17 protein-coding genes and 1 tRNA gene are annotated in these 22,165 nt (G+C 60.8%); 10 read left to right on the top strand and 8 right to left on the bottom strand.

From position 1 onward, the window contains the following. The first annotated feature begins 149 nt into the window (after window positions 1–149). Window positions 150–2,114, top strand: a complete 1,965-nt coding sequence (locus tag ASF90_RS03495) for a site-specific DNA-methyltransferase (RefSeq protein WP_055845878.1) — start codon at window positions 150–152, stop codon at window positions 2,112–2,114. Further along, window positions 2,104–4,488 carry a DEAD/DEAH box helicase family protein gene (locus tag ASF90_RS03490; RefSeq protein ID WP_168371656.1) on the top strand — a complete coding sequence of 795 codons (2,385 nt, stop codon included), beginning with the start codon at window positions 2,104–2,106 and terminating at the stop codon, window positions 4,486–4,488. Before ASF90_RS03495 ends, ASF90_RS03490 begins: the two co-directional genes overlap by 11 nt. Window positions 4,489–4,591: 103 nt before the next feature. Here the strand turns inward: ASF90_RS03490 and ASF90_RS03485 are convergent, their stop codons facing one another. From ASF90_RS03485 to ASF90_RS03475, 3 genes are all read right to left on the bottom strand, one after another. Further along, a complete protein-coding gene (locus ASF90_RS03485) occupies window positions 4,592–5,515 on the bottom strand; it encodes a hypothetical protein (protein WP_055845872.1) in 924 nt (307 codons plus the stop codon). Window positions 5,516–5,609: 94 nt separating this feature from the next. Beyond that, window positions 5,610–7,124: a site-specific integrase gene (locus tag ASF90_RS03480; protein WP_055845869.1), complete on the bottom strand. Its 1,515-nt coding sequence runs from the start codon at window positions 7,122–7,124 to the stop codon at window positions 5,610–5,612. A gap of 85 nt (window positions 7,125–7,209) precedes the next feature. Further along, window positions 7,210–7,302: transfer RNA gene (locus tag ASF90_RS03475), tRNA-Ser, on the bottom strand. 135 nt (window positions 7,303–7,437) lie between these two features. On the opposite strand from ASF90_RS03475, the gene dnaX reads away from it, so the two are divergent. The 4 genes from dnaX to ASF90_RS03455 all read left to right on the top strand — a co-directional run bounded on the left by dnaX (window position 7,438) and on the right by ASF90_RS03455 (window position 11,216). Continuing rightward, window positions 7,438–9,570, top strand: a complete 2,133-nt coding sequence (dnaX, locus tag ASF90_RS03470) for a DNA polymerase III subunit gamma/tau (protein ID WP_055845867.1) — start codon at window positions 7,438–7,440, stop codon at window positions 9,568–9,570. A 5-nt stretch (window positions 9,571–9,575) separates the two neighbouring features. Further along, the gene (locus ASF90_RS03465; protein WP_005913896.1) at window positions 9,576–9,896 is read left to right on the top strand and encodes a YbaB/EbfC family nucleoid-associated protein; all 321 of its coding nucleotides are present in this window, start codon (window positions 9,576–9,578) and stop codon (window positions 9,894–9,896) included. Between the two features lie 97 nt (window positions 9,897–9,993). Continuing rightward, a complete protein-coding gene (recR, locus tag ASF90_RS03460; protein WP_055845864.1) occupies window positions 9,994–10,587 on the top strand; it encodes a recombination mediator RecR in 594 nt (197 codons plus the stop codon). Window positions 10,588–10,865: 278 nt separating this feature from the next. Further along, complete coding sequence (locus ASF90_RS03455; protein ID WP_055845861.1) at window positions 10,866–11,216, top strand: histidine triad nucleotide-binding protein; 351 nt, start codon at window positions 10,866–10,868, stop codon at window positions 11,214–11,216. Between the two features lie 303 nt (window positions 11,217–11,519). On the opposite strand, the gene ASF90_RS03450 is transcribed toward ASF90_RS03455, so the two are convergent. The 4 genes from ASF90_RS03450 to ASF90_RS03435 are packed head-to-tail and all read right to left on the bottom strand — an operon-like array spanning window position 11,520 to window position 15,907. After that, window positions 11,520–12,053 carry a Slp family lipoprotein gene (locus ASF90_RS03450; protein WP_055845858.1) on the bottom strand — a complete coding sequence of 178 codons (534 nt, stop codon included), beginning with the start codon at window positions 12,051–12,053 and terminating at the stop codon, window positions 11,520–11,522. Continuing rightward, window positions 12,050–13,999 (bottom strand): DUF3488 and transglutaminase-like domain-containing protein, encoded by a 1,950-nt coding sequence (locus ASF90_RS03445; protein WP_055845855.1) that lies wholly within the window; start codon window positions 13,997–13,999, stop codon window positions 12,050–12,052. The genes ASF90_RS03450 and ASF90_RS03445 overlap by 4 nt, the downstream gene beginning before the upstream one ends. Then, window positions 13,992–14,948 (bottom strand): DUF58 domain-containing protein, encoded by a 957-nt coding sequence (locus tag ASF90_RS03440; RefSeq protein ID WP_055845851.1) that lies wholly within the window; start codon window positions 14,946–14,948, stop codon window positions 13,992–13,994. The genes ASF90_RS03445 and ASF90_RS03440 overlap by 8 nt, the downstream gene beginning before the upstream one ends. A gap of 5 nt (window positions 14,949–14,953) precedes the next feature. Beyond that, entirely contained in the window at window positions 14,954–15,907 is a 954-nt protein-coding gene (locus ASF90_RS03435) for a MoxR family ATPase (RefSeq protein ID WP_055845849.1), read from the bottom strand. Window positions 15,908–15,944: 37 nt separating this feature from the next. Between ASF90_RS03435 and ASF90_RS03430 the strand changes: the two genes are divergently transcribed. The 3 genes from ASF90_RS03430 to ASF90_RS03420 all read left to right on the top strand — a co-directional run bounded on the left by ASF90_RS03430 (window position 15,945) and on the right by ASF90_RS03420 (window position 20,444). Further along, window positions 15,945–17,795 (top strand): glycosyltransferase family 39 protein, encoded by a 1,851-nt coding sequence (locus ASF90_RS03430; protein WP_055845845.1) that lies wholly within the window; start codon window positions 15,945–15,947, stop codon window positions 17,793–17,795. A 98-nt stretch (window positions 17,796–17,893) separates the two neighbouring features. Continuing rightward, complete coding sequence (locus tag ASF90_RS03425; RefSeq protein WP_153066538.1) at window positions 17,894–19,234, top strand: hypothetical protein; 1,341 nt, start codon at window positions 17,894–17,896, stop codon at window positions 19,232–19,234. A 250-nt stretch (window positions 19,235–19,484) separates the two neighbouring features. Then, window positions 19,485–20,444, top strand: coding sequence for a glycosyltransferase family 2 protein (locus tag ASF90_RS03420; RefSeq protein ID WP_236699196.1), 960 nt, complete (start codon window positions 19,485–19,487; stop codon window positions 20,442–20,444). A 480-nt stretch (window positions 20,445–20,924) separates the two neighbouring features. On the opposite strand, the gene ASF90_RS03415 is transcribed toward ASF90_RS03420, so the two are convergent. Further along, the gene (locus tag ASF90_RS03415) at window positions 20,925–21,500 is read right to left on the bottom strand and encodes a Maf family nucleotide pyrophosphatase (RefSeq protein WP_055845839.1); all 576 of its coding nucleotides are present in this window, start codon (window positions 21,498–21,500) and stop codon (window positions 20,925–20,927) included. A 109-nt stretch (window positions 21,501–21,609) separates the two neighbouring features. Here ASF90_RS03415 and ASF90_RS03410 point away from each other — a divergent pair, with 109 nt between their 5' ends. Then, a complete protein-coding gene (locus ASF90_RS03410; protein WP_055845836.1) occupies window positions 21,610–22,119 on the top strand; it encodes a YceD family protein in 510 nt (169 codons plus the stop codon). The last annotated feature ends 46 nt before the right edge of the window (window positions 22,120–22,165 follow it).

The raw sequence follows: 22,165 nt of genomic DNA, 5'->3' as shown, positions 1-22,165 counted from the left end.
ACACAAGGGTCGTGCGACGGCGCAGTCTGTGAGACGAGATCCGGCTACCCTCAATGCTAGCGTCCCTAGGCTGTTTCAGGGCGCACTCTCCCTACGCCCCAAACGGTCATTTTGGCGGCTGGTCCGCGACTTACGAACAAGGCAATCGCATGAAATACGAAGAGCTGTCCAGAGCTGCGCTCATCAAGCTCCTGCAGGATCACGACGCCGAGCGTTTTGACTCAGGGAAGGACGGCATTGTTCTGAACTACACCGGTCGGACCGCTCCTTGGCAAATCGCGCGCCAGGTGAAACCTCGGATGTTTGAGTTCAACAAGCGTGCTTCGGTTGGCAGCGCTGAAGAAGAGTGCGTCAACGAATTGTGGGACGGCGAGAACTTGTCGACGATGGTTACGCTCTACAAGCATCGCGGCCAAGTGGATCTAGTGCTGACTGATCCTCCCTATAACACGGGCGAGGACTTCCGCTACAACGACAAATGGGATAAAGACCCTAACGACCCCGACATAGGTGATCTGGTTGCCAAGGACGACGGTTCACGTCACAGCAAATGGCTGCGTTTCATGACGCCTCGGCTTTGGATGATGCGAGAAATGCTCAAGCCTGGCGGGGTGATCGCCATTTGTATTGATCACCGAGAGCTTTACCGCTTGGGGATGTTGATGGATGAGATTTTCCACGAAGAGAATCGCATTGGCATCATCAATTGGCAGAAGAGTTACGCGCCAAGGAATGACCAAAAGCATATTTCTACAGCTACTGAATACGTTTTGGTCTATGCCAAGGATATTGAGCGGGTGCGGACAATGCCGCTACCTCGAACCGAGACAATGAACTCGCGATACGGCACCTGGGACGGCGATTCGGACCCTTGGAAGCCAGGAGACCTGACTGCGCCAGGCGATACCACGCACCCTACGATGGTCTACGCCATCCAGTCTCCTTTCACTGGGCAGTTGCACTATCCCTCGCCTGGACGCCATTGGGCTACCGAGCGTGCCAAGCTTAAAAAGCACCTGGAGCAGTGGGGGAGCAGTTATGCCGCAGTAGACTTGGGTGACGGGCATCCGCAGGCGTTCCTTATAAAAGGTGCGCCCATTCCCGGAACAAAAGACTTCAAATCGGATCACCCAGTGCTGATAAAGGCGCTTAAGGAGTCAACAAAAATCCGCGAATCGGGACCCTGGCCAAAAGCGCATTGGCGCGATGGAGGCCAGGGCACATTTGGGATGAAGAAATATCTCAAGGATGTGAAGCGAGGCATTGTTCCTACCACCTACTGGTCTGACGATGACTACGACTCACCTATGGTGCTAGATGGCGTTTCGTGGGATCACACGGAGTCGGGGCACAGCCAGGCTGGTGTCAACGAACTTACCGCTGTAGTTGGGAAGGGACACAACTTCCGGACCGTCAAGCCTCTACGTTTGATGAAGAAGATCATGCAGATCTGGTGCAAACCGGACGGTATTGTGATGGATCCCTTTGCTGGTTCTGGCACTACTGGGCATGCGGTCCTTGAACTCAATAAAGAGTCAGGATCCAACCGACGTTTTATTCTCATCGAGCAAGGTAATGATGAGAAAGGGGATCACTACGCCAAGACGCTGACAGCGGATCGCATCAAGCGCGCCATTACTGGGAAGTGGAAATCGGGAGATCGAGAGCCACTTGGTGGCGGCTTCCGCTACTTCACGCTGAAGCGCGAGAAAGTCGATGCCAACGCAGTGAATGCATTGGCCCGCGAAGAGATGATGGACCTGCTCTTAGTTAGCTACTGGGATCGCAACGATAAGGCCAAGTCTTACCTTCGGCGGCTTCCAGCGGGTGACCACAAGCACTTGTTTGCTGTGAATAGTCGAAACGAGGGCTTCTTCCTCGTTTGGAGTGCACCAGATCAGCCTTCGACGCTGACGCGCGCCGTTTTCAAAGAGATCGTCCAAGAAGCCAAGACAGCCAATTTGGCTGGTCGTTACCACGTCTACGCCGCGCTGGCTCCTTACACCGGCAATGACATTGAGTTCTATCAAATTCCCGACAAGGTGCTGGAGCACATTGGTTTCAATGCCCGGGCGGACGCTTACAACAACGATGGTGGCATGGATGCAGATTGAACTAAAACCGTTCCAAGTTCGCGCGGCGCAGCAAATTGCTGATCGTTACGCTTTTTTCGCTGGACACTCTTATCGGCCTACCTACAAAGGGAAGCTGCGTCGGCCCTTTTATCAGGCGTTGTCGGCTATCACGGGCGCTGGGAAGACCCCGGTGCTCGCAGAAGCCGTCACCCTGATGCGCATGCACATGGCGATGGAACCCATTGTCTTTTGGATGAGCAAAGCCAAGTCGGTGGTCCAACAGACCTACACAAACTTTTCTGGGGGCGGGAAGTATGCCGGAGTGGTCGACGAGTTCAGGGTTATTCGTGCCTCGCAGCTGGAGCCAAGCCTTATCGCCGATGGCAACTCTCCCCTAATTGTGTTGGCAACCACTGGACTGTTTAACAACAAAGAGCAATCAGACGGTGCTCTGAACATCTACAAGAAAGACGAGGACCTCTTCGGCGATCAATCGGCGTGGGAGCGACTCATTGCCCGTGACGCAGGTGGAGTTCGGCGTCCCCTTATCATCGTTTACGACGAAGGGCATAACCTTTCCGACCAGCAGACCCAGATTCTTGCCGAGCTGGAACCAGAAGCCTACCTTTTGGCCAGCGCCACACTCAGGCTTCCGTCGGGATTCGCCAAGACGGTCATCGCTCCACAGGAAAGCTGGGTTGACGAAGCAGCTGAGGATGATGCCAGTGTGAAGCGTTTCGTTGAGCTGGGCGCAGTGGGCGATACGGGATTTCCGGACGCCAACGCATTTGCCGTTACCTTGGTGGATAGCAATGCTGTCATCAAGTCAGAGCTGATCAAGACTTCGATTCAGTTCGACGGCACCACTGCGCCAATGGAGCGCTGCCTTGATGACCTTTACGATCGGCTTGAACTGATTGAGCAGGAGATTCAGGTGCGCTCACTCGGATTTACGCCTAAGGCCATCTATGTCTGTAAGACCAACATTACTGACGACGGCGACAAGGATGATCACACCAAGCCCTTTGAACATCGTAATGCGCCGCCAATCCGCATTTGGCGCTACCTAGTCGAGCAGAAGAAGGTAGACCCAGCCAGGGTGGCTATCTATGCCGACTTGAAGTTTGCCGACGGCAACAAGCCGGAGGCAGTGAATCTGTTCTCTAGGGGGGAGAGCGATTTCGATGAATTCCAGGCTGGGGACTTCCAGCACATCATCTTCAATCAGGGGCTTCAGGAGGGATGGGATGACCCGGCCTGTTACTTGGGCTATGTCGATAAGTCCATGGGATCCCAGATTAAGGTGGAACAGATCATCGGACGGGTGCTCCGTCAATACGACGCCAAGCACTACGATTCTCCGTTGCTGAATAGTGCCCACTTCTTCTTGCGCGTCGACAAGAAAAACGTTTTCACGGAATCCATTGAGGCAGTGCGTGCCAAGCTTCAGGAATCTGGGGCTGCCATCGAGATTGTTCAAACATTCGGTGGTGGTGACGGCGGCTCCGAAGACATCAGTCCTAGGGACAATGTGTCGGTCGTCCTTCATCAAGTTCACGCCGACGCGGGTGACGCTGTGGAGGCCATTGCTCAGTTGGTCGCCAAGTTCCCGACCTTCAAGGAAGGAGAGGTCGATACCCACGGCGATGCCCACAATAAGACCGAATTGGTGGTGATTTCTGACCTCGACAAGGAAAGCGGCCACGACTGGATGGTAAACGGACGCGCTAACCGCGTGCGTCTGCGCTGGCTGGTGAGCAATGCCATCCGGAGTCGCTCCCGAGCTGCCCTTGCCGTAGTCGATCTAAAGAATTCTAAATTCGATGTTCGTGTGGAAGCAGGAAGCAATGCGGCGGCTGCGGCGGACAACTTGGCGCGGGACATCGTGTCATCCTACTACCAGCTTACCTCACTGGTTTACGAGTCCGAACGCGAATTCACATTCTCAACAATGCGGGTGCCCAAAAAGGCGCAAGCTTTCGACAATGGGCTCTACCCCCGCTATGCCGGCCTCAATAAGTTTGAAGCGCCGTTCGCAATCGCGCTGGACAAGTTAGGGCTTCCTTGGCATCGGAATCCGAGCAGCGGCGGGTTCCGAATTCCGCTGCTTTCTGAAGGTGACAGTGCTTCCTTTTCGCCCGACTTTTTGGTTTGGAAAGGGAAATATGTCTTCTGTTTAGACACAAAGGGCTCACATCTGCTTACCGATGCCGTGGCTCGCAAGTTATTTAATATTGAGGACGAGGGAACAACCAAGCTTCTGACGCGATTTATTTCCGAGGGCACGCAGACCACTATCGGCGGCAAGGCCATCCAGGGCGGTTACACAGTTTGGAAGATGAGGACTGGTTCGCCTACTCCAATCCATGTGTCGTCTTTGGATCAAGCAGTGAAGGAGTGCTTGAAGCCATAGCTCAAGTCGCATCCATGCCATAAAGTGCTGGTCTTCAATGCAATGTTGTAAATAAGGAGCCCCGTTTGACGGGGCTTTCCTGTCGTCTGTAGTGGTTTGGGCATCAACCCTGTTTCTGTTCTTGCTTTGCGATAGGCGAGATGACGAGCCATGTCATACTGAAGGTGCGTGAGTAGTTCATCAAATTCAGGCAGTGAGTCATGATCTCCGACTTCTCATCTCCAAGAGTTTTTAACTCCATTATTTTTTTCTGTCGCTCCAAGTATTTTGACTGACGGCGCGCACTTAGGAACTCTAGTTCGTGCCTACTCGATCGGTCTGCGGCTTTCCATAGACGTGCCAAGACCTTTACTTGGTCTGCTTCTACTTGGTCTGCTTCATCGCCTTGGCGCGTAGTGCGAAGTAAGTTCGAGATCCGCTCTTGTAAGCTCTCTTCGACAATTGCCTCTGGCTCAACATTCGCGACACCGGCTCCGAACTTAGAATAGTTCCAAGCCTTGTGCGTCGGGCCAAGTTTCGTGGCTGTGGGAAATGTGCTCTTCTCTATAATGCGATTTTGAAGGGTTGCGGAGTAGAGATTGAGCGCTTTGTGGAACGCTGGTGCCGCGTAGCATACAAGTGCTTTAGGCCCAGCTAACACTGAAAGTACCAAGAGGCGCTGCTGCTGCGCAGCTTTAATATTAAATCGCCAATGGGGGGACTTTAAGCCGGCAGCCGCCAGCGTCGCCGTTGCTTTTAGCCTGTAAGCTTTTGGTCTTTTCGCTTGAATGAATAAGTTAAGTTTGAAGTTGGGCAGTGGGCGGGTGATTTTGGGGTGGGCGGGGTAGGCGGTGCTCAGCTTTAGGCCTTTCGGACGACTTACCCCAAGCTTTTTCCAAAACTTGGGGTTCTTGTTGTAAACCGAGTAATCGAATCCAAGCACTTCCTCTAGCACCTGCCCGGGCGACCAGAGACGATTCTTAGCTGTTCGCAGCTCCCTATAAAGTGCTGTCTCGTATTCCTTTTCCTCGAATTCGATCTTGGCCACGTTGCTCTCCTAGCTGGATGTATTGGTTGTTGGATCTGGCTTCGCCGGCGCTTCGAGTAATGGTCTAGGCGCTAATGACCGTATCGCTTCTCGTTCAAGCGAGAGCTCTTAGGCAATTCCCAACAGGGGGAGGGCTGGGGGCGACAAGGGAGCGCAGCGCGTCCAAGCTTAGCCCGTAGGCCAGCACCGAAAGACCCGGCGACACGCCCCGTAACCCATCAAGCTTCTCGCTGGCGGTGAAGTCCCGGCTGTAGGTGACGTGGTGTTCGTCGTCCAACTCGTGGCCGACCAATTGAGCCCGGAGCTCGGACACCACGCCGGCGCCTTGCAACTCCTGGATCAGGGTTTTGCGCAGCGAGTGAAAGCCACGCTTGGCCTTGGGCCAGTTCTTGCCCACCTCGGCCAGGTGCCGGCTGAAGGCCTTGGAGATCCAGTTCCCTTGGCCGTTCTTGGCATCGGCCTTGGCCGCCGGGAACAGGCGCTCCTGTCCCTCGGCGCGCGCCTGCTCCACCCAGGTCAGGAAGCCCAGGGCGAGGAGGTCGGGGTGAATCGGCACGGTCCTCAAGCTCTTATCCGTCTTCACCTTCTGATGCTCGCCCTCGTCCGAAATCTGGAAGCAAGGGATACCGCCCTCTTCCACTACGTCGGCAGTCAGCAGCTGGCCGACCTCCGAAGCGCGGGCGCCGGTATACAAGCCAATAAGGGAAGCCCACCGCGCGGCCAGGGGCAGCGCCTCAAAAGCAGCCGGGGCAAACAGCGCTTGGACTTGGTGGGCGTCGTAAGCCTTGAACCCGAACTTCCGCCGAGCGCGCTTTTCCCGGGTCGAATAGCTCACGTGCCCGGACGCGGGGTTGTCGCCCCGAGGGTAGTGGCCGGAGGCTTGGGCCCACTCGAAGAACCCGCCCTTGCCGCCGATGTAGGACTGCTTGTTGGTGAGCGTGGGTGTAGAGGCGCCTTTTTCCCGCATGTCCTGATACCAACGCGCCAAGTCCGAGCGGGTGACCGTGTGCAGCTTGGTCTTCTCGCCCAAGAAGCTGGTCAGCAGTTCGACAGCGGTCCGCTTGATGGTCCAGGTCTTGGGCAGGGTGCTGCCCTTGAGGCTGTTCAGCCAGGCGTCTCGGGCCTTCCCGAGCGTGATTGATTCGAGGGAGGGTTTGGTTACCCGCCTCGGCGTGGGGAGAGGCGGCACGTGCTGTTGAATCAGCTCCCCCAGCGCGCTGGGCTGCGGGGCGGTGAGCGCCATCAGTTGCTGGAAGAGCGTGACGTCCTCTGGCGTGTCGATCTGCCATTGCTCGGTGATCGACCCATCCGCCGAGCGCTTCCGATTCAGGGTCAGCTCCTGCGGAGGTTCGGTGCCGGTCAGGCGCGCGAGGAGCGCGTCCAAGTCGTCGTCTCGGCTTTGCATGCGTCGGTCCCTCAACACAGTGAAGACCTGAGCATAGCGGGCGGCCATCGTCAGCGCGCGCAATCTCGCCTCCCGCATGTCGTAGGTGTGCAGGGTGCGTTTGAAGGTCTGCCGACCCACGATGGGCTGCAAATCGACCGGCACACGCTGTCGGTAGGACCAGAGTCCGGAGGGGGCTCGAACAAGATGATGAGGGATGCGCATGGGCGTCGTGTGTTCCGACTTGCGCAGCTGCAGCCAGTTTTTACGCTAATAAAAAACCCCTGATTTCTCAGGGGTTTGCGTATTCTGGCGGAGAGAGGGGGATTCGAACCCCCGAAGCGCGGTTTAGACGCTTACACACTTTCCAGGCGTGCTCCTTCAACCACTCGGACACCTCTCCGTACCTGTACGACCGGGGTCTAACAGGGCCGCAAATTCTAGCGGTCGCCGGCCCGTACCACAAGCTGAATCTTTCCGGCGCAGTCGGTGAGACGTGCCGTGGCACAATATCGGCTCAGAACAAGCTGGTTGCCCGATGTCTTATCTCGTTCTTGCCCGCAAGTGGCGCCCGAAGCGTTTTGCCGAACTCGTGGGCCAGGAACACGTGGTCCGCGCGCTCACCAACGCGCTCGACAGCGGGCGCGTGCACCACGCGTTTTTGTTCACCGGCACCCGTGGCGTGGGCAAGACCACCATTGCGCGCATTTTCGCCAAGTCGCTGAACTGCGAGACCGGCACCAGTGCCGACCCGTGCGGCACCTGTCCGGCCTGCCTGGACATCGATGCCGGCCGCTATATCGACCTGCTGGAAATCGACGCCGCCTCCAACACCGGCGTGGACGATGTGCGCGAAGTGATCGAGAACGCGCAGTACATGCCCTCGCGCGGCAAGTTCAAGGTCTACCTGATCGACGAAGTGCACATGCTCTCCAAGGCGGCGTTCAACGCGCTGCTCAAAACCCTGGAGGAGCCACCGGAACACGTGAAGTTTCTGCTCGCCACCACCGACCCGCAAAAACTGCCGGTGACGGTGTTGTCGCGCTGCCTGCAGTTCAACCTCAAGCGCTTGGACGAGGACCAGATTCAGGGGCAGATGACCCGCATCCTGGCCGCCGAGGAGATCGAATCGGATCCGTCGGCGATCGTGCAGCTGTCCAAGGCAGCCGATGGCTCCCTGCGCGATGGCTTGTCGCTGCTGGATCAGGCAATCGCCTATGCCGGCGGTGCGCTGCGCGAGGATGTGGTGCGCACGATGCTGGGTACGGTGGACCGCACCCAGGTCGGGGCGATGCTGCAGTCGCTGGCCGACGGCGATGGCGCGCGCCTGCTGCAGGTGGTCGCCGCACTTGCGGAGTTTTCGCCGGACTGGAGTGGGGTGCTGGAAGCCCTGGCCGAGGCCTTGCACCGCGTACAGGTGCAGCAGCTGGTGCCGTCGGTGGCGTTCGTCGGCGACGGCATCGACCCGACCCCATTCGCCGCGCAGCTGCGGCCGGAAGTGGTGCAGCTGTGGTACCAGATGGCGCTCAACGGGCGCCGCGATCTGTATCTGGCGCCGAGCCCGCGCGCCGGCTTCGAGATGGCCGTGCTGCGCATGCTGGCGTTCCGCCCCGCTGCGGCGGTGCCGGCCGGAAGCAGCGACGATGGCCGCGGTGCCAGCGCGGGTGGCGCCGCACGCGCGTCCGTTGCGGGCGTGCAGGCGGCTCCACCGGTGACAGCGGCCGCTGCAGTGCCTGTCAGGCCGGTCGAAGTGGTTGAAGCGGTGCAGGGTGCGGGTGTTGCTGCGGCGCCGGTAGTCACGGCAACTTCGGCGTCAACATCGGCACCAATAGCAACATCGGCACCGACACAAACACCACCGACACCAACGGCAGCACCGGCCGACGCAGCCTCGGCTCCGGTTGTGGTGCTTCCTGCAGCAGAGCCGTCGCTCGATGGTCGCTCGTCCGCTGCTGTGCGCACTGATGACACGCCGCCGTGGGCGGTGGACGATGCGCCGGTGCGCACGCATGCTGCGCCAGCGTCCGTGTCCGATACGGCGGTTGTGCTGGCACCCGAATCTGCAATGGCGTTGCCGCCGGACACCGCTGTTGCGGCGCCGATCATGGCGGTGCCCGAACTTGTGCCTGCGCTTGCTGCCGCCGCTGCTCCCGTGCCGGCAGAGACGGCTGCAGATACGCTCTCTGCTGGTCCTGCGTCTGCCGAAGCTTCGCCAGCTTCTGCATCGCTATCCGCATCAGCGCCCAGCAATGATGCGAGCACGCTGATCGACGACAGCCGCATTGCCGACGCCGAACAGTGGCTCGAGTTGGTCACGCGTAGCGGGTTGAATGGCCCGTCGCGTCAGCTCGCGGCCAATGCGGCGTTTATCGGCCATCGCGATGGCGTGCTGCGGCTGGCGCTGGCGCCGGGCTTCGAATATCTCAACTCCGAACGCTCCATCGCCAACCTGACGCAGGCGCTGGCGCCGGTCCTCGGAGACACGCCGCGCATCGTGATCGAAACCGGCAGCGCCGATGTCGAGACCTTGCATGAGCGCGCCAACCGGCAGAAAGGCGAGCGCCAGAGCGCAGCCGAAACCGCCTTCATGAACGACCCGAATGTGCAGCAGCTGATCCAGCAGCAGGGCGCGCGGGTCGTTCCCGATTCCATCCGCCCTTACGACGAGTAACGACCATGCGTGGAAACATTGCCCAATTGATGCAGCAGGCGCAGAAGATGCAGGAAAACCTGCAGCGCGCCCAGGAAGAACTGGCCAAGCTGGAAGTCACCGGCACTGCCGGCGGCGGCATGGTCAGCGTGACGCTGACCGGCGCCAAGGAATGCCGCAAGGTGCGGATCGACCCCAGCATCCTCTCCGACCAGGAAATGGCCGAGGACCTGATCGCCGCCGCCTTCAATGACGCCTCCAACAAGATCGATGCCGAATCCAAGGACCGCATGGGTTCGGCTACCGCCGGCATGCAGCTGCCGCCGGGCATGAAGTTGCCGTTCTAAGAGGCGGGGAATCGGGAGTAGGGAATCGGGAATCGTAAGGCCGAGATTGTCCTTAGCTTTTGCGATTCCCCAATCCCGATTCCCGATTCCCGACCCAATGTCCTCCTTACTCGAACAATTGATCGAAGCATTCCGGGTATTACCGGGCGTGGGCCAGAAATCGGCGCAGCGCATGGCCTATCACGTGCTCGAGCGCGAGCGCGAGGGTGGGCGGCGTCTGGCGACGGCGCTTGCCAGCGCGGTGGAAAAGGTCGGCCATTGCGTGCAATGCCGCGACTTCACCGAGGCGGAAATCTGCCCGATCTGTGCCAATGCCAGCCGCGACCGGCAGCAGCTGTGCGTGGTGGAATCGCCAGCTGATCGTTTGGCGATCGAGCACGCTACTGGCTACCGCGGGGTGTATTTCATTCTGCAGGGACGGCTGTCGCCGCTGGATGGTATCGGCCCGCGCGAGCTGGGGCTGGACCAACTCGGCGAACGCCTGGCCGCCGGTGAAATCACCGAAATGATCATCGCCACCAACGCCACGGTGGAGGGCGAGGCCACCGCGCACTACCTGGCGCAGTTGGCGCGCCAGCATGGCGTGCGCCCAAGCCGGCTCGCGCAAGGCATGCCGCTGGGTGGCGAGCTGGAGTATGTGGATCGCGGGACGCTATCGCACGCCTTCGGTACCCGTAGTGAGGTGGTTTGAAGGCGGGGATTGGGGAGTCGGGATTTGGGATTGGTCAAAGCGGCTTGGCTGCGCGCTTCAGATTCTACGAAGCCCGAATCACCAATCTCGAATCTCGAATCACTAGCCGGCTGATCGTTGGGAACATCCAGCTACCGCATTGATAAAAACGGCCGAGGCGCCGGCCCTCTAAAACAGCTCATTGCTGCTGGGCACGGATCGAGGATGTACAAAAGCTGCCAGACCACGCGCGCGGTAAGCTCTTATCAATCCCAAATGACCAATCCCTAATCTCCGCCATGTCCGACACCATCTTCAGCAAGATCATCCGTCGCGAAATCCCGGCCACCATCGTCTACGAAGACGATGAGGTGCTGGGCTTTGAAGACATCGCGCCGCAGGCGCCGGTGCATGTGCTCTTCATTCCCAAGCTGCACGCCATTCCCACCCTGGACGACGTCCCGCCTGAGCAAGCGTTGCTGGTCGGCAAGTTGGCGCTCGCCGCTGCCGCGTACGCACGTGAGCAGGGCCTGGCGCAGGACGGCTACCGCATCGTGATGAATTGCCGCGAGCATGCCGGGCAGACGGTGTTTCATATCCATCTGCATCTGCTGGCCGGTGCACCGCTGGGCCGCTTCGGCACGCCCTGACGGAAGCGCTTGGCCTTGCCACCGATGTGACCAAACAGGTTATCGAGCGGAAAGGGCAGGCCAGGGGTGAGCATCGCCAATCGCCAGTGCTGCGGTTGCGAGCCGATGTACACAAGCCGGCGCTCACAGCATCCGCGCAGTCGCGGTTCCAGCAGGGCTTGTTGCACCCGCGCAGCGCCGGGGCTGGCGAAATGGCGAAATAAGAATCCAGCAAAACGCGCTAATGCCGGCGGCTCGCCCGCACAAACAAAAACGCCGCTCCTTCATGAGCGGCGTTTGCATCACAGTTGACTCAGCAGTCGATTACCACCAGCCGCGGCCCCAGCCCCAACCGCCGCCCCAGCGCGGACCCCACGGGTCGCCCCAGGGGCCGTACGGGTACGCCTGAATCACGTCGACGTCGCGCACTTCCGGCCACAGGTAGACCACATCTGCCGCCACCTTGGGCAGCTTGTAGTCGTACTCGCCGATCTTGGTGGTCTCATAGCCTTCGATCTTGCCGATGAAGGTGACTTCGCGGCCGGGTTCGAACACTGCCGGGTCATAGAAGCCCGAGCGGCAGGCCAGGAAGCGGCCATCGCTGGCATCCACGGCATTGCGGTCCGGGCGGCCGCTGGCGTTGAGCGGGCGCGAGATCAACTCGAAGCAGGTCTGGCCCTGGCTCGGCTTGGTCTGAATGATCTTGCCGCCCCAGCGCACCGAAGTGCCGAGCTGCGCGCTGGCAGTGGAATCGCTCGGGCTGACCGTGGGGAACTGGCCCTGCAGCGGCTTGGGCGCGGTGGCGCAGGCTGCGAGCCCGAGCACGGCGACAATGGGAAAAAGAAAGCGGGTACTCATGAGGAAACTCCGGTTCGCGGGCGATGCTGCTGCAGATCTTTGAGGAGTGAGGCGCTGTCCGAATCAGCGCCAGCGTAGCGCGCGGCAGCGAAACGTTGGCTGAGTGCCAACAGTGTGCTGTCGGGGTGGGTGCGGGCGACGCGTTGCGCCCAGGCGATGGCCGGTTCGTGCAGTTCGCGGGCAAGGCCCAGCTTGCCGTAGCGCCGGCTCAGACGGTGCCAGGCGCGTAGCAGCGGGTCGCGTTCGCGTTCGCCGCGCGCCAGCAACCAGCTCATCCACGCCAGCGCACTGACCGCGAACACGCCGAAGATGGCAGCTAGTTGGGTGGGCTCCAGGCGGTCGATGCCGAACGGCTGCAGCAGCCGTTGTTGGCGGTCGGCATTGAAGGACAGCACCAGATCGTTCCAGCCACGCCGCAGCCAGTCGCTGACCTGGCCCAGGCCGGCCCAGGTGCCGAGCTGGGCAAAATTGTTGCCATCGGTTTGCAGGCGATCTTCCAGCGTGTCGTAGATGCGTTCCGGCGCCACGGCGGCAGTGGGGTCCACACGCACCCAGCCGCGGCCGGCCAACCACACCTCGGTCCATGCATGCGCATCCATGCGGCGCACCACCCAGTAGTTGCCCAGCCCGTTGTAGGTGCCACCCGCATAGCCGGTGACCACGCGCGCGGGGATGCCGGCAGCGCGCATCAGCACCACGAACGAGGAGCTGAAGTGCTCGCAAAATCCTGCTTTCTGCTGGAACAGGAACTCATCCACGCTATTGCGGCCAAGCAGCGGCGTATCCAGCGTGTAGGCGAATTCGCGCGTGATCCACCCCAGTGCGCGCTGCACGACGGCATCGTCGTTGTTGCCGGCTTCGGCCCGCCATTGCCTGGCAAGCGCGACGGTGCGTGGATTGAAGCCGGGCGGCAGGGCCAATGCGCGTTTGCGCAACTGATCGGGCAGGTCGGTATCGAAACGTGCCGGTGGCGCTGATTGCAACTCCCAGCGGGTCAGTGCGCTCAATGGCCGCTGCGCGAACAGTTCGTAATCGGGCGACAGCTCGGCGTCGGCCACGCCCTGGGTCGGCAGGTCCAGCGACACCAGCTGGCGACGGTCGGTGGGCTCGTAATCCAGTCGATAACGATAGGTCTGCGGGCCGGGCGTGACCGACGCGGGTTGGCCGCGACCGGTCCAGCGCGCGCGCTGCCAAGTGCGGCCGTCGAAATCCCACATCACCGGCCCGCGCCAGTAACGCTGTTGCGGCGGTGGCGACTTGCCGGAGAATTGCACACGCAGCGCCGGGCTGTCGTCGGCCATGAGGTCGATCCATTCGCCCGGCGACATGTTGTCCGAGAGTCCCGGCCGGGACAATGCGCGCTCGGGCACGCCCCACAGCGGCGAACTCAGGCGCGGCAGCAACCAGAAAGTGGCCAGCGCCAGTGGCACCCCGATGGCGACCAGCTTGCCGATCCCGCGCAACTGCAGGCGTAGCGAAGGCGTGCGGGTGCGATGCTCCTCGTCGGCCAGCCGCTGCATGCTGAGCAAGGCGCTGACCACTGCCAGCAGCGCCAGGCCCATCGTGGCAGGTCCCTGGTCGAGCAGGAATGCCGCAAACGGCGCGAACAAGGCAAAGCCGAGCAGGCTGCGCGCATCGCGCAGGGTGCGCAGTTCGGAGGCCTTGATCGCCAGCATCGCGGCGAGCACCGCACAGCCGGTATCGCGGCCAAAGCGCATGCCGATCTGCCAGTACACCGCCGCCAGCATTGCGATCACCATCAATACCCGCACCGGCGCCATCACGGTGCCGCGCCAGCTCAGCACGCCGACCAGGACCGCGGCCACCGCAATGGTGGTGGCGAGCAGGCCGGGCAGCTGCAGCAGCAACGGTGCCAGTGCCAGCCAGCTGGTGGCCAGGACCCAACCGCGGCTGGGCTGGCTGATCGGGAGGGATGGCTCAGTCATGAGGAAGCAGCGCCAGGGCGCGCAGGCACAAGTGCTGGTGGGACGGGCCTTGCGCAGGCCCCAGTGGTGGCTGGCCTGGCAGCAGCAGGCGATAACGCCGCCCGTCGCGCTCGGCCAGATTGACCCAGCGGGCAAGCCGCGCGATGCGGCGTTCGTACGGCAGCGCGTGCAGCGTGCGCCAGTCGAGCGTCACTTCGATGCCCAGCGGCTGTTCGTATTCGCGCACCAGCAAGGTGTCGCGACGCGCGGAATGCTTCCAGGAAATCGTGCGCGGCGCATCGCCGGCGCGGTATGGACGCAGCTGATGCAGTTCTTCGCCTTGCGCGTGCAGGCGGGTCTGGTTGGGCGAACCGGCGCCATCGGGCAGCGTGGGGCCGTGGTCTTCGGGTTTGGGGTAGGCCAGCAGCGGGGTTTCCGGCCACACCCATGACCAGGCCCGCACCAGACCCAGCGGCTGAGTGCTCGACAGCCGGATGCGTTCGATGTCCTGCCAGCCGCGCTGTGTGGTGGGCACCACCAGATCGACGTCGGCCATCTCGTGCTCGACCAGCGAACAGAAACCGCTGCTTTGCAGATGGTCCAGCCGCAGCCCGCGCCGCACGCGGGTATCGCGACGTGCCAGCGACACCCGCATGCGCAGCGGCTCGCCGGCCACCACAGGTTCGGCCGAGACCGCTTCGATATGCAATGCCGACAACTGCAGATGCGCCATGATGCTGCTGGCGATCCCGGCAGTGGCCAGCAGCAGGGCTAGCAGCAAGGCCGGGTTGTTGTTGTAGTTCAACGCGCCCAGCAGCATCGCCAACAGCAAGCCGGTGATGAACAACCCGAAGCGGGTCGGCAACACATAGATACGCCGCCGATCCAGTACGATCGGCAACGCTTCCGCTCCCCGCGGACGGGCCAGCAGGCTGAGCCGGCGGCCGATGCCGCGCAAGGGTGCACGCACGTGTGTCAGTCCACCGGCACGCTGTGCAGCAGCGCCTTGGCTAGCGCCGGCCCGGAGGACGATTCTGCTTCCGGCACCAGCCGATGCCCGGCCACGGCCACGAACAGCGCCTGCACGTCTTCCGGCAGCACATGCTCGCGTCCAAGCAGCAGCGCATACGCCTTGGCGGCGCGCAGCAGCGCGATGCCGGCACGCGGCGACAGGCCCACGCGTACCCCTGCGTGCTGGCGGCTACGCAGCAGCAGCGCCTGCACGTAGCCGATCAAGGCATCGCTGGTATGGATCTGGTTGACCCCCGCACGCAGCGCGACCACCTCGGTATCGCTGAGCTGCGGTGCGGCCTGGGCGATCAGTTCACGCCGATCCACCCCGGACAGGAGCGCGCGCTCGGCATCGGCGCTGGGGTAGCCCAGGCTGAGCCGCAGCAGAAAGCGATCCAGCTGCGAATCCGGCAACGGAAACGTGCCGGACAGGTCGACCGGATTCTGCGTGGCGATCACGAAGAACGGTTCCGGCAAGGCATGCGTCACGCCATCCAGGGTGACCTGTTGTTCGGCCATGGCTTCCAGCAGCGAGCTCTGCGTGCGCGGCGGCGCGCGATTGATCTCGTCGGCCAGCAGCACATGGGTGAACACCGGGCCGGGGTGGAACTGGAATTGGCGCGAGGCCGCGTCGTACACCGACACGCCCAGCACATCGGCGGGCAGCAGGTCGGAGGTGAACTGCACGCGCTGGAAGCCCAATCCCAGGCTTGAGGCCATGGCGTGGGCCAGGGTGGTCTTGCCCAGGCCGGGCAGGTCTTCGATCAACAGATGTCCCCCGGACAGCAGCGCCACGAACGCCAATCGCACTTCCTGCGCCTTGCCCAACAACAGCGAATTGACCTGGTCTTGCGCGCGCCGCAGCGATTGGCGCAGCGCATCGGTTAGCATTTCCGTGGAACGCAGCGGTGTCGACATCACAATTCCGTAGGTGAAAAGAAGAGTGCACAGGGCAATGCAGGGGGACCAACGGGCACATCGCACTTTCGTGATCCTGTGGACACTGGCGACGGCCGTCAAGCTGTTGATTGCCGCACGGCTGCCGTTGTTCGTGGACGAAGCGTTTTATTGGCAGGAAGGCCAGCACCTGGCCGCGGCCTATTCGGATCTGCCGGGCATGACTGCCTGGCTGGCGCGCCTGGGTGTGGAGGTTGGCGGGCACCATCTGCTGGCGTTGCGGCTGCCGTTTCTGGCCATCGCCGCCCTGCTGCCATGGCTGATCGCGCACATCGCCACGCGCTGGTTCGGCTCCACGCTGGGCTGGCAGGCGGGCAGTTTGACGCTGCTGATGCCGCTATCGGCCACGCTCGGCATCCTGGCCGTGCCGGACGTGCCGATGGCGCTGGCGGCGGTGTTGTGCATGGATGCCGGTGCACGGTTGCTGCGCGAGGTCGATGCCACCAGCGCGCTGGAGCTGGCGATCGGTCTGGTCATCGGCGCGCTCAGCCACTACCGCTTCGTCGGTGTGATCGGCATGGGCTGCATCGCGTTGCTGTGCATTCCGCAGGGGCGCGCGGTGCTGCGCGACCCGCGCATCTGGCTGGCGCTGACCGTGGGTGCGGTGAGCTGGCTACCGCTGCTGTTCTGGAATACCGACCACGACGAGGCCGGGCTGCGCTTCCAGTTGGTCGACCGGCATCCGTGGCGGTTCCAGATCAGTGGGCTGTGGTTTTTGCTGATCCAGACGGTGGCGGTGACGCCGCTACTGGCCTGGGCGATGGTCAAGGTCAGTCTGGCTGGCACGCGTGCCGGCGGCGGGTCGCGTGCGCAATGGCGCTATTTCGGCTTGCTGGGCGGCATCTCGACCGTGGCGATCTTCGTGCTCGGCTTCTTCAGCGATGCCGAACGGATCAGCTTCCATTGGCCGTTGCCTGGCTACTTCGCATTGCTGGTGGCGGTGCCGGTGATCCTGATGCGCTGGCCGCATTCGCTGCGCCGTGCCGCTTGGCTGATCGCGCTGCTCGGCACACTGGGTGCCTACGGCTATTACCTGGCGGTCTCGGTGCCGTCGATCCGTGCGCATGCGGCTGGCGAAAAATACTACCCGCGCAATTTTGCCGGCTGGAACGGTCTGGCGCGTGCGGTCAAACGCCAGTTGGCGCAGATGCCGCCGGGCACGCGCGTGCTGGCAGAAAATTTCAAGGTGGGCGCCGAACTCGGATTTCAATTGCACGATGCGCAGATCGAGGTGTTGCGCGCCGACTTGAACGACAAGCACGGGCGTAGCGCGCAATTGCAGCAATGGGGCCTGCTCAGCGACGGACGCCGTGACGGCCCGCGTCTGCTGGTGCTGTCGCCCAGCGATCAGCGCTACCGCGATCTGCTCAAGCGCTATCACGCCATCTGCGACATGGTCGGGCCGCTGCCACCGCCTACGGTGGTGTCCACTGATCACGGGTATCAGCGTTTTCTGCTATTCGCACTGCCGGCGCAACGCGCGCCCGGGCCGTGCATCGCACCGGCAATGGCCTGGATCGATACGCCGCTAACGGATGTGCCCGTGGCCGGCCAGGTCCAGGTGCGCGGGTGGGCGTTCAAGGACGGCGTTGGCCTGGCCGATGTGGAGTTGCTGCTCGATGGCCGCCCGGTCGCGCAGGCCGACTACGGCAGCCCGATGGACGTCCGCCCGTACTGGAAAATTTCCACCGACCCGCAGCACCCCAATGTCGGCTTCTCCGCCACCCTCGACACGCACGCGCTGCCGCCCGGCACGCATTGGTTGGGACTGCGCCTGCACGGCCGCGACGGCAGCGTCGAGGACTGGTGGGAGCAGCCGCTTACTGTCACAAGTGATGTTGGGCAGTAGAGTTCGAGCGCCGAGGGGAGTGCTCTGATAGAGCGGCAGATACGGATAACGATTTGCCGTTAATTCGCTAATGAATTTCGTAAATGGGAAGATTGTAAATGCATGCGCCTAAATCAGCCGGAAGCGTGGTTACACGTTTTACACAAGGAAATCTTGAGCGTTCGAAGTTAAATCGCCACGTGTGGGGGGGGTTTATTCTGAGCGCTATGGTCTTGGTATGGTTGACGCTCAGGTGGCATATCCCAATCCTGCTTTGGGACCATTTGGATATCGTTCCGATCTATCAAGCGTGGCAAGACGGTGACCTGGGTGCGTCCGAATTTTGGAAGGTGCACGACGGTAGTCATCTTCACACTGCAGCGTACGCAATTTTGCTGCTGACGACCTGGGTCTCCCATGGACAAACATGGCTCGATTGTCTTGTAAGTGTGGCTGTTTTGGCTGTCTGTGGCTTGCTTCTGGTGCGGATGGCTATTCGTGAATTCGAAGGTCGCTTGAGTCCTGGGTGGATACTTGTCTTTGTTTTTCTCGCGCTGTATCCCGCGCATCTCATTAATTTGCAGTGGGGTTGGCAGGTCGCAGTATTCGTTAGCCTATTGGGTGTCATCGCACCGGTCTACTTGTTAACCAGTGCCACCCTGCGATGGCCTGCAAATTTGTGTGCGGTGGTCTGCGCCACCGTGGGTGTGCTCGGTTTTTCTACTGCTTTAGCAGCTTTCCCCGTCGCAGTGTGGTTGATCATTCGGCATCGGAGTCATCCCTTGGGGCTGCGCCTTTCGATGTGTCTGCCATGGTTGGTTGCAGTGATCTGGCTCTTCATGTTGTTGCGCGGCGGGAATGCTGGATCATTCGTCGAGAACCCGGATATCGTCACGCTGTCCAGATATGTGTTGAATTATTTGGGCAGCGGCCTGATGCATTTCTCTAATGAAATGGCGCCGGTATTTGCCGTCATCGCAATGGGTACTGCAATATGGGCGATCTTACGGGTGCGATTGAGAGAGGATCTTGTGCCGTGGGTGAGCCTCATGGGGTTGTCGGTGGGGTTCGCGATTATGACGGCATGGGGACGCGCAACGCTTTTCGGCGCCGAACATGGTTTCATGCCTCGGTATGCGAGTTTTTCCGTCCTATTCTGGATCGGTTGGTTTGGAGTCATGCTGGCGGCTTTCCGTGATGCGCCTCACTGGCCTTGGGTGAGAGCACTGTTGCTGCTATGTGTTTGTGCTGCTGCGTTCAACGGCCTTCACTTGGCAAAGAAGGCCGTGAAGGTAAGTGAGCGCTCTCAGAGAATCGCTGTGCAGATTCAGCAGGGTTACCCTCACGTTGATCAGCAGGTGTTGACGGAAGCCTACGACTGGCGCAGCAAGTTCGCCGAAGAGCGTCTCCGCACTTGGCACAGGTATGGTTTCGCTCCATTCGAAGACCAGCCGCTTTGAATTTGCTAAAAAAGCGGGCTATGCAGTCGTCATGCGGGTGCGGCCGGTGCTCGGAATCGGCATGTGTCGCATGTGCAATGCAACTTATTTCGTGCTGCCAGTGAGCGCCTGACCGCCATTCGTGACGTGTCATTTGCCGCTCTTTGCATACATTAAATGCGTCGATCTCTTTAGTATTTCGACTGTCAGGAACTTGCCGAGTCGTAGGTATGAGGCGCTGGAGGGTGAATTGCAAAATCGGGCTGAGAGAGTGGTTGAAAAAGAGTGCTTGACCGTGGTGGTGGCTGCCTACAACGAGGCTGCCACTCTGCCGCTGCTGCATCCGCGCATTATGCAGGTGCTCGAACAGCTCGACGATGTACAGGTTGCATTGTTGTATGTCGACGATGGTAGCCAGGATGCGACATGGCAGGTGTTGTGCGAACTGGTAGGTGGCGATGCACGGGTTTCGGCGATCCGTTTGTCGCGTAACTTTGGCAAGGAGGTCGCGCTGACTGCAGCGCTTGATCGGGTCACGAAAGGTGCTGCATTCATCCTTGATGCCGATGGACAGGATCCACCAGAGTTGATTCCCGAGTTTGTCGCGTACTGGCGGCAGGGCTACGATAATGTTTTCGGTACCCGCCTCGCGCGTGACGGTGAGCACTGGCTAAAACGTGCCTCTGCGGCTGCTTTTTATCAAGTGATTGGTAGGTTGTCGAAGACGCCGGTTCCCGCTAATACCGGTGATTTTCGCTTGCTGTCTGCGCGAGCGCTTGCTGCCTTGCGCCACATGCGCGAGCGTGGCCGCTTCATGAAGGGTTTGTTTGGCTGGATCGGTTACCGCCAGAAGGCCGTGACTTACCACCGCGCAGCTCGCTTGTCGGGTACCTCAAAGTTCACCTTCTGGAAGTTGTGGAATCTCGCGCTCGACGGCATCACGGGATTTTCGACTGTGCCATTGCGTGTTGCCACTTATGTGGGGTTGCTCACTGCTGTGTTTTCACTGCTGTTTGCTTGCTGGATCGTTATAAAAGCCTGTGTCTGGGGCGATCCGGTCGCTGGCTGGCCAACGATGATGGCAGTGATCTTGTTTCTGGGCGGAATCCAGTTGACGGCATTGGGCCTGATTGGAGAATATCTCGGTAGGCTGTATGACGAAGCAAAGCAGAGGCCATTATATTTTATTGAAGACGTTCTTGGTTCCTTACGTATTCATTCGATGGAATGAAATGATGGAGTCATTTATGTCTGCTTTGTTTGATGTGCACAATCAGGTCTTGGTTGAAAAAGGGTGAATACAGTGCCTGCGCCGAAAACGGCAGGTGAATTCATCTTGGCTATGCCGTTTGGATGGTTTAAAGATGGTGGTCGATCCAGGTGCGGTAGTCGATATCGCCAAAACCACGGTTCGTAATTGTTCTGAATGTTGGCTCAGCGGTTCGATTCGATTTCAAATTAGATGCATTGGCATCGCGCCGGCTACTGATGTGCGATAACGCCCTTGTGGGAGATGGCGACGCCTTTTGGATGAGGTGATCGGTACGCACTGTCGCGCCTGCTTGCTTGCGGGCTTGCAGGGTAGATGGCAAGGCCTGGTTCCAGCTTCGCCGTCGTGGCTTGCATGTCGACTGTCCTGCTAATTGATTAGCACTTTAGCCGCAGGGTGGATCAGGTTTGCTGGCTCATCAGCGATAATTGGCAATCGCCCTTAAGGCAGGTCAAACCCCGCCTGCCGCAACAGCCGCGCCAGCGCGATCAGCGGCAGGCCGACCAGCGCGGTGGGATCTTCCGAGCGAATCGCATCGAACAGGCTGATGCCCAGGCCTTCGCATTTGAAGCTGCCAGCGCAATCCAGTGCGGGCTCGGCGGCCAGGTAGCGTTCGATCTCCACCGGTGTCAGCGGGCGCAGCTGTACCTCGGTTACATCCAGCGCGTGCAGGTGGTGATCAGGGCCGATCAGGCTGACGGCAGTGTGGAAGCGCACCACGCGCCCGGACATGGCGCCTAGCTGCGCGCGTGCCTGGTCCAGGGTTCCCGGTTTGCCCAGGGCGCGGCCGTCCAGATCGGCGACCTGGTCAGAGCCGATGACCCAAGCGTCGGGCGCATGCGCGGCCACTGCGGCGGCCTTTTCGGCAGCCAGGCGGCTGGCCAGCGCGCTCGGTGCTTCACCCGGCAGCGCCTGCTCATCGACCTCCGGGCGGGCGGTGGTGAAGTCCAGTTGCAGGCGGCCGAGCAGCTCGCGCCGGTAGACGGAGGTGGAGGCAAGGATCAGGCGTGGCATCATGGGCGCCGAAAAGGAGGGGCAGGGGAGTCTGCCAGCCCGCACGCCGCGCAGCACATGTGAATGGGTGCATTTGACATGGCTACTGCGGGTCTTTAACATTCTGCGGCTTATGTCCGCGAACGTACCCGAAATGCTGGATGCTTGGCGGATGGTCGCAGCGCGCAGGCGCTTCGATGGCCGCATCCCGCTATCTGCGATGACCCGCTTGCAGGGGAGTCTGGTCGATACCGACGGCGAATGTGTTTATTCGCTTCAGTTCGATCAGGATGATCTGCTCAAGGTCGCCTATGTCGAACTCAGCATCGATGTCGAGCTGCCGTTGGCCTGCCAGCGCACCTTGCAGCGTTTTCTGTATCCGGTGCAGATCAGGCAGCGTCTCGGCCTGATCCGCAACGAAGACGAAGAGTCCGCGTTGCCACTCGATTACGAAGCCTTGCTGGTGCCCGATGACGGCATGTTGCGGGCGGTGGATCTGGTGGAAGACGAACTGGTGCTGTCGGTGCCAGTGGTGCCGATGGCGCCGGGCAGCGAGGCCGTCGAGGCAGAGTGGGTGCCGAGCCAGGAAGAGCAAGACAAGGCCAGTCCGTTCGCGGCGCTGGCAGCGTTGAAGAAACAGTAACCGCCGCTGTTAAGGGCGGAAAGACAGGTCGACGCGGGCGTAGAGC

Origin of the sequence: Xanthomonas sp. Leaf148 (genome assembly GCF_001423585.1) — a bacterium.
GTDB lineage: Bacteria > Pseudomonadota > Gammaproteobacteria > Xanthomonadales > Xanthomonadaceae > Xanthomonas.
This window is presented reverse-complemented; position numbering and strand designations above follow the sequence as displayed.

What these genes read in the sequence shown, in the direction of transcription:
- ASF90_RS03465 (WP_005913896.1), top strand. Translation starts at nt 9,576, where the DNA reads ATGCGTGGAAACATTGCCCAATTGATGCAGCAGGCGCAGAAGATGCAG.
- ASF90_RS03445 (WP_055845855.1), bottom strand. Translation starts at nt 13,999, where the DNA reads ATGACTGAGCCATCCCTCCCGATCAGCCAGCCCAGCCGCGGTTGGGTC.
- ASF90_RS03410 (WP_055845836.1), top strand. Translation starts at nt 21,610, where the DNA reads ATGTCCGCGAACGTACCCGAAATGCTGGATGCTTGGCGGATGGTCGCA.
- ASF90_RS03480 (WP_055845869.1), bottom strand. Translation starts at nt 7,124, where the DNA reads ATGCGCATCCCTCATCATCTTGTTCGAGCCCCCTCCGGACTCTGGTCC.
- ASF90_RS03450 (WP_055845858.1), bottom strand. Translation starts at nt 12,053, where the DNA reads ATGAGTACCCGCTTTCTTTTTCCCATTGTCGCCGTGCTCGGGCTCGCA.
- ASF90_RS03495 (WP_055845878.1), top strand. Translation starts at nt 150, where the DNA reads ATGAAATACGAAGAGCTGTCCAGAGCTGCGCTCATCAAGCTCCTGCAG.
- ASF90_RS03435 (WP_055845849.1), bottom strand. Translation starts at nt 15,907, where the DNA reads ATGTCGACACCGCTGCGTTCCACGGAAATGCTAACCGATGCGCTGCGC.
- ASF90_RS03430 (WP_055845845.1), top strand. Translation starts at nt 15,945, where the DNA reads ATGCAGGGGGACCAACGGGCACATCGCACTTTCGTGATCCTGTGGACA.
- ASF90_RS03415 (WP_055845839.1), bottom strand. Translation starts at nt 21,500, where the DNA reads ATGATGCCACGCCTGATCCTTGCCTCCACCTCCGTCTACCGGCGCGAG.
- ASF90_RS03490 (WP_168371656.1), top strand. Translation starts at nt 2,104, where the DNA reads ATGCAGATTGAACTAAAACCGTTCCAAGTTCGCGCGGCGCAGCAAATT.
- dnaX (WP_055845867.1), top strand. Translation starts at nt 7,438, where the DNA reads ATGTCTTATCTCGTTCTTGCCCGCAAGTGGCGCCCGAAGCGTTTTGCC.
- ASF90_RS03455 (WP_055845861.1), top strand. Translation starts at nt 10,866, where the DNA reads ATGTCCGACACCATCTTCAGCAAGATCATCCGTCGCGAAATCCCGGCC.
- ASF90_RS03425 (WP_153066538.1), top strand. Translation starts at nt 17,894, where the DNA reads ATGCATGCGCCTAAATCAGCCGGAAGCGTGGTTACACGTTTTACACAA.
- recR (WP_055845864.1), top strand. Translation starts at nt 9,994, where the DNA reads ATGTCCTCCTTACTCGAACAATTGATCGAAGCATTCCGGGTATTACCG.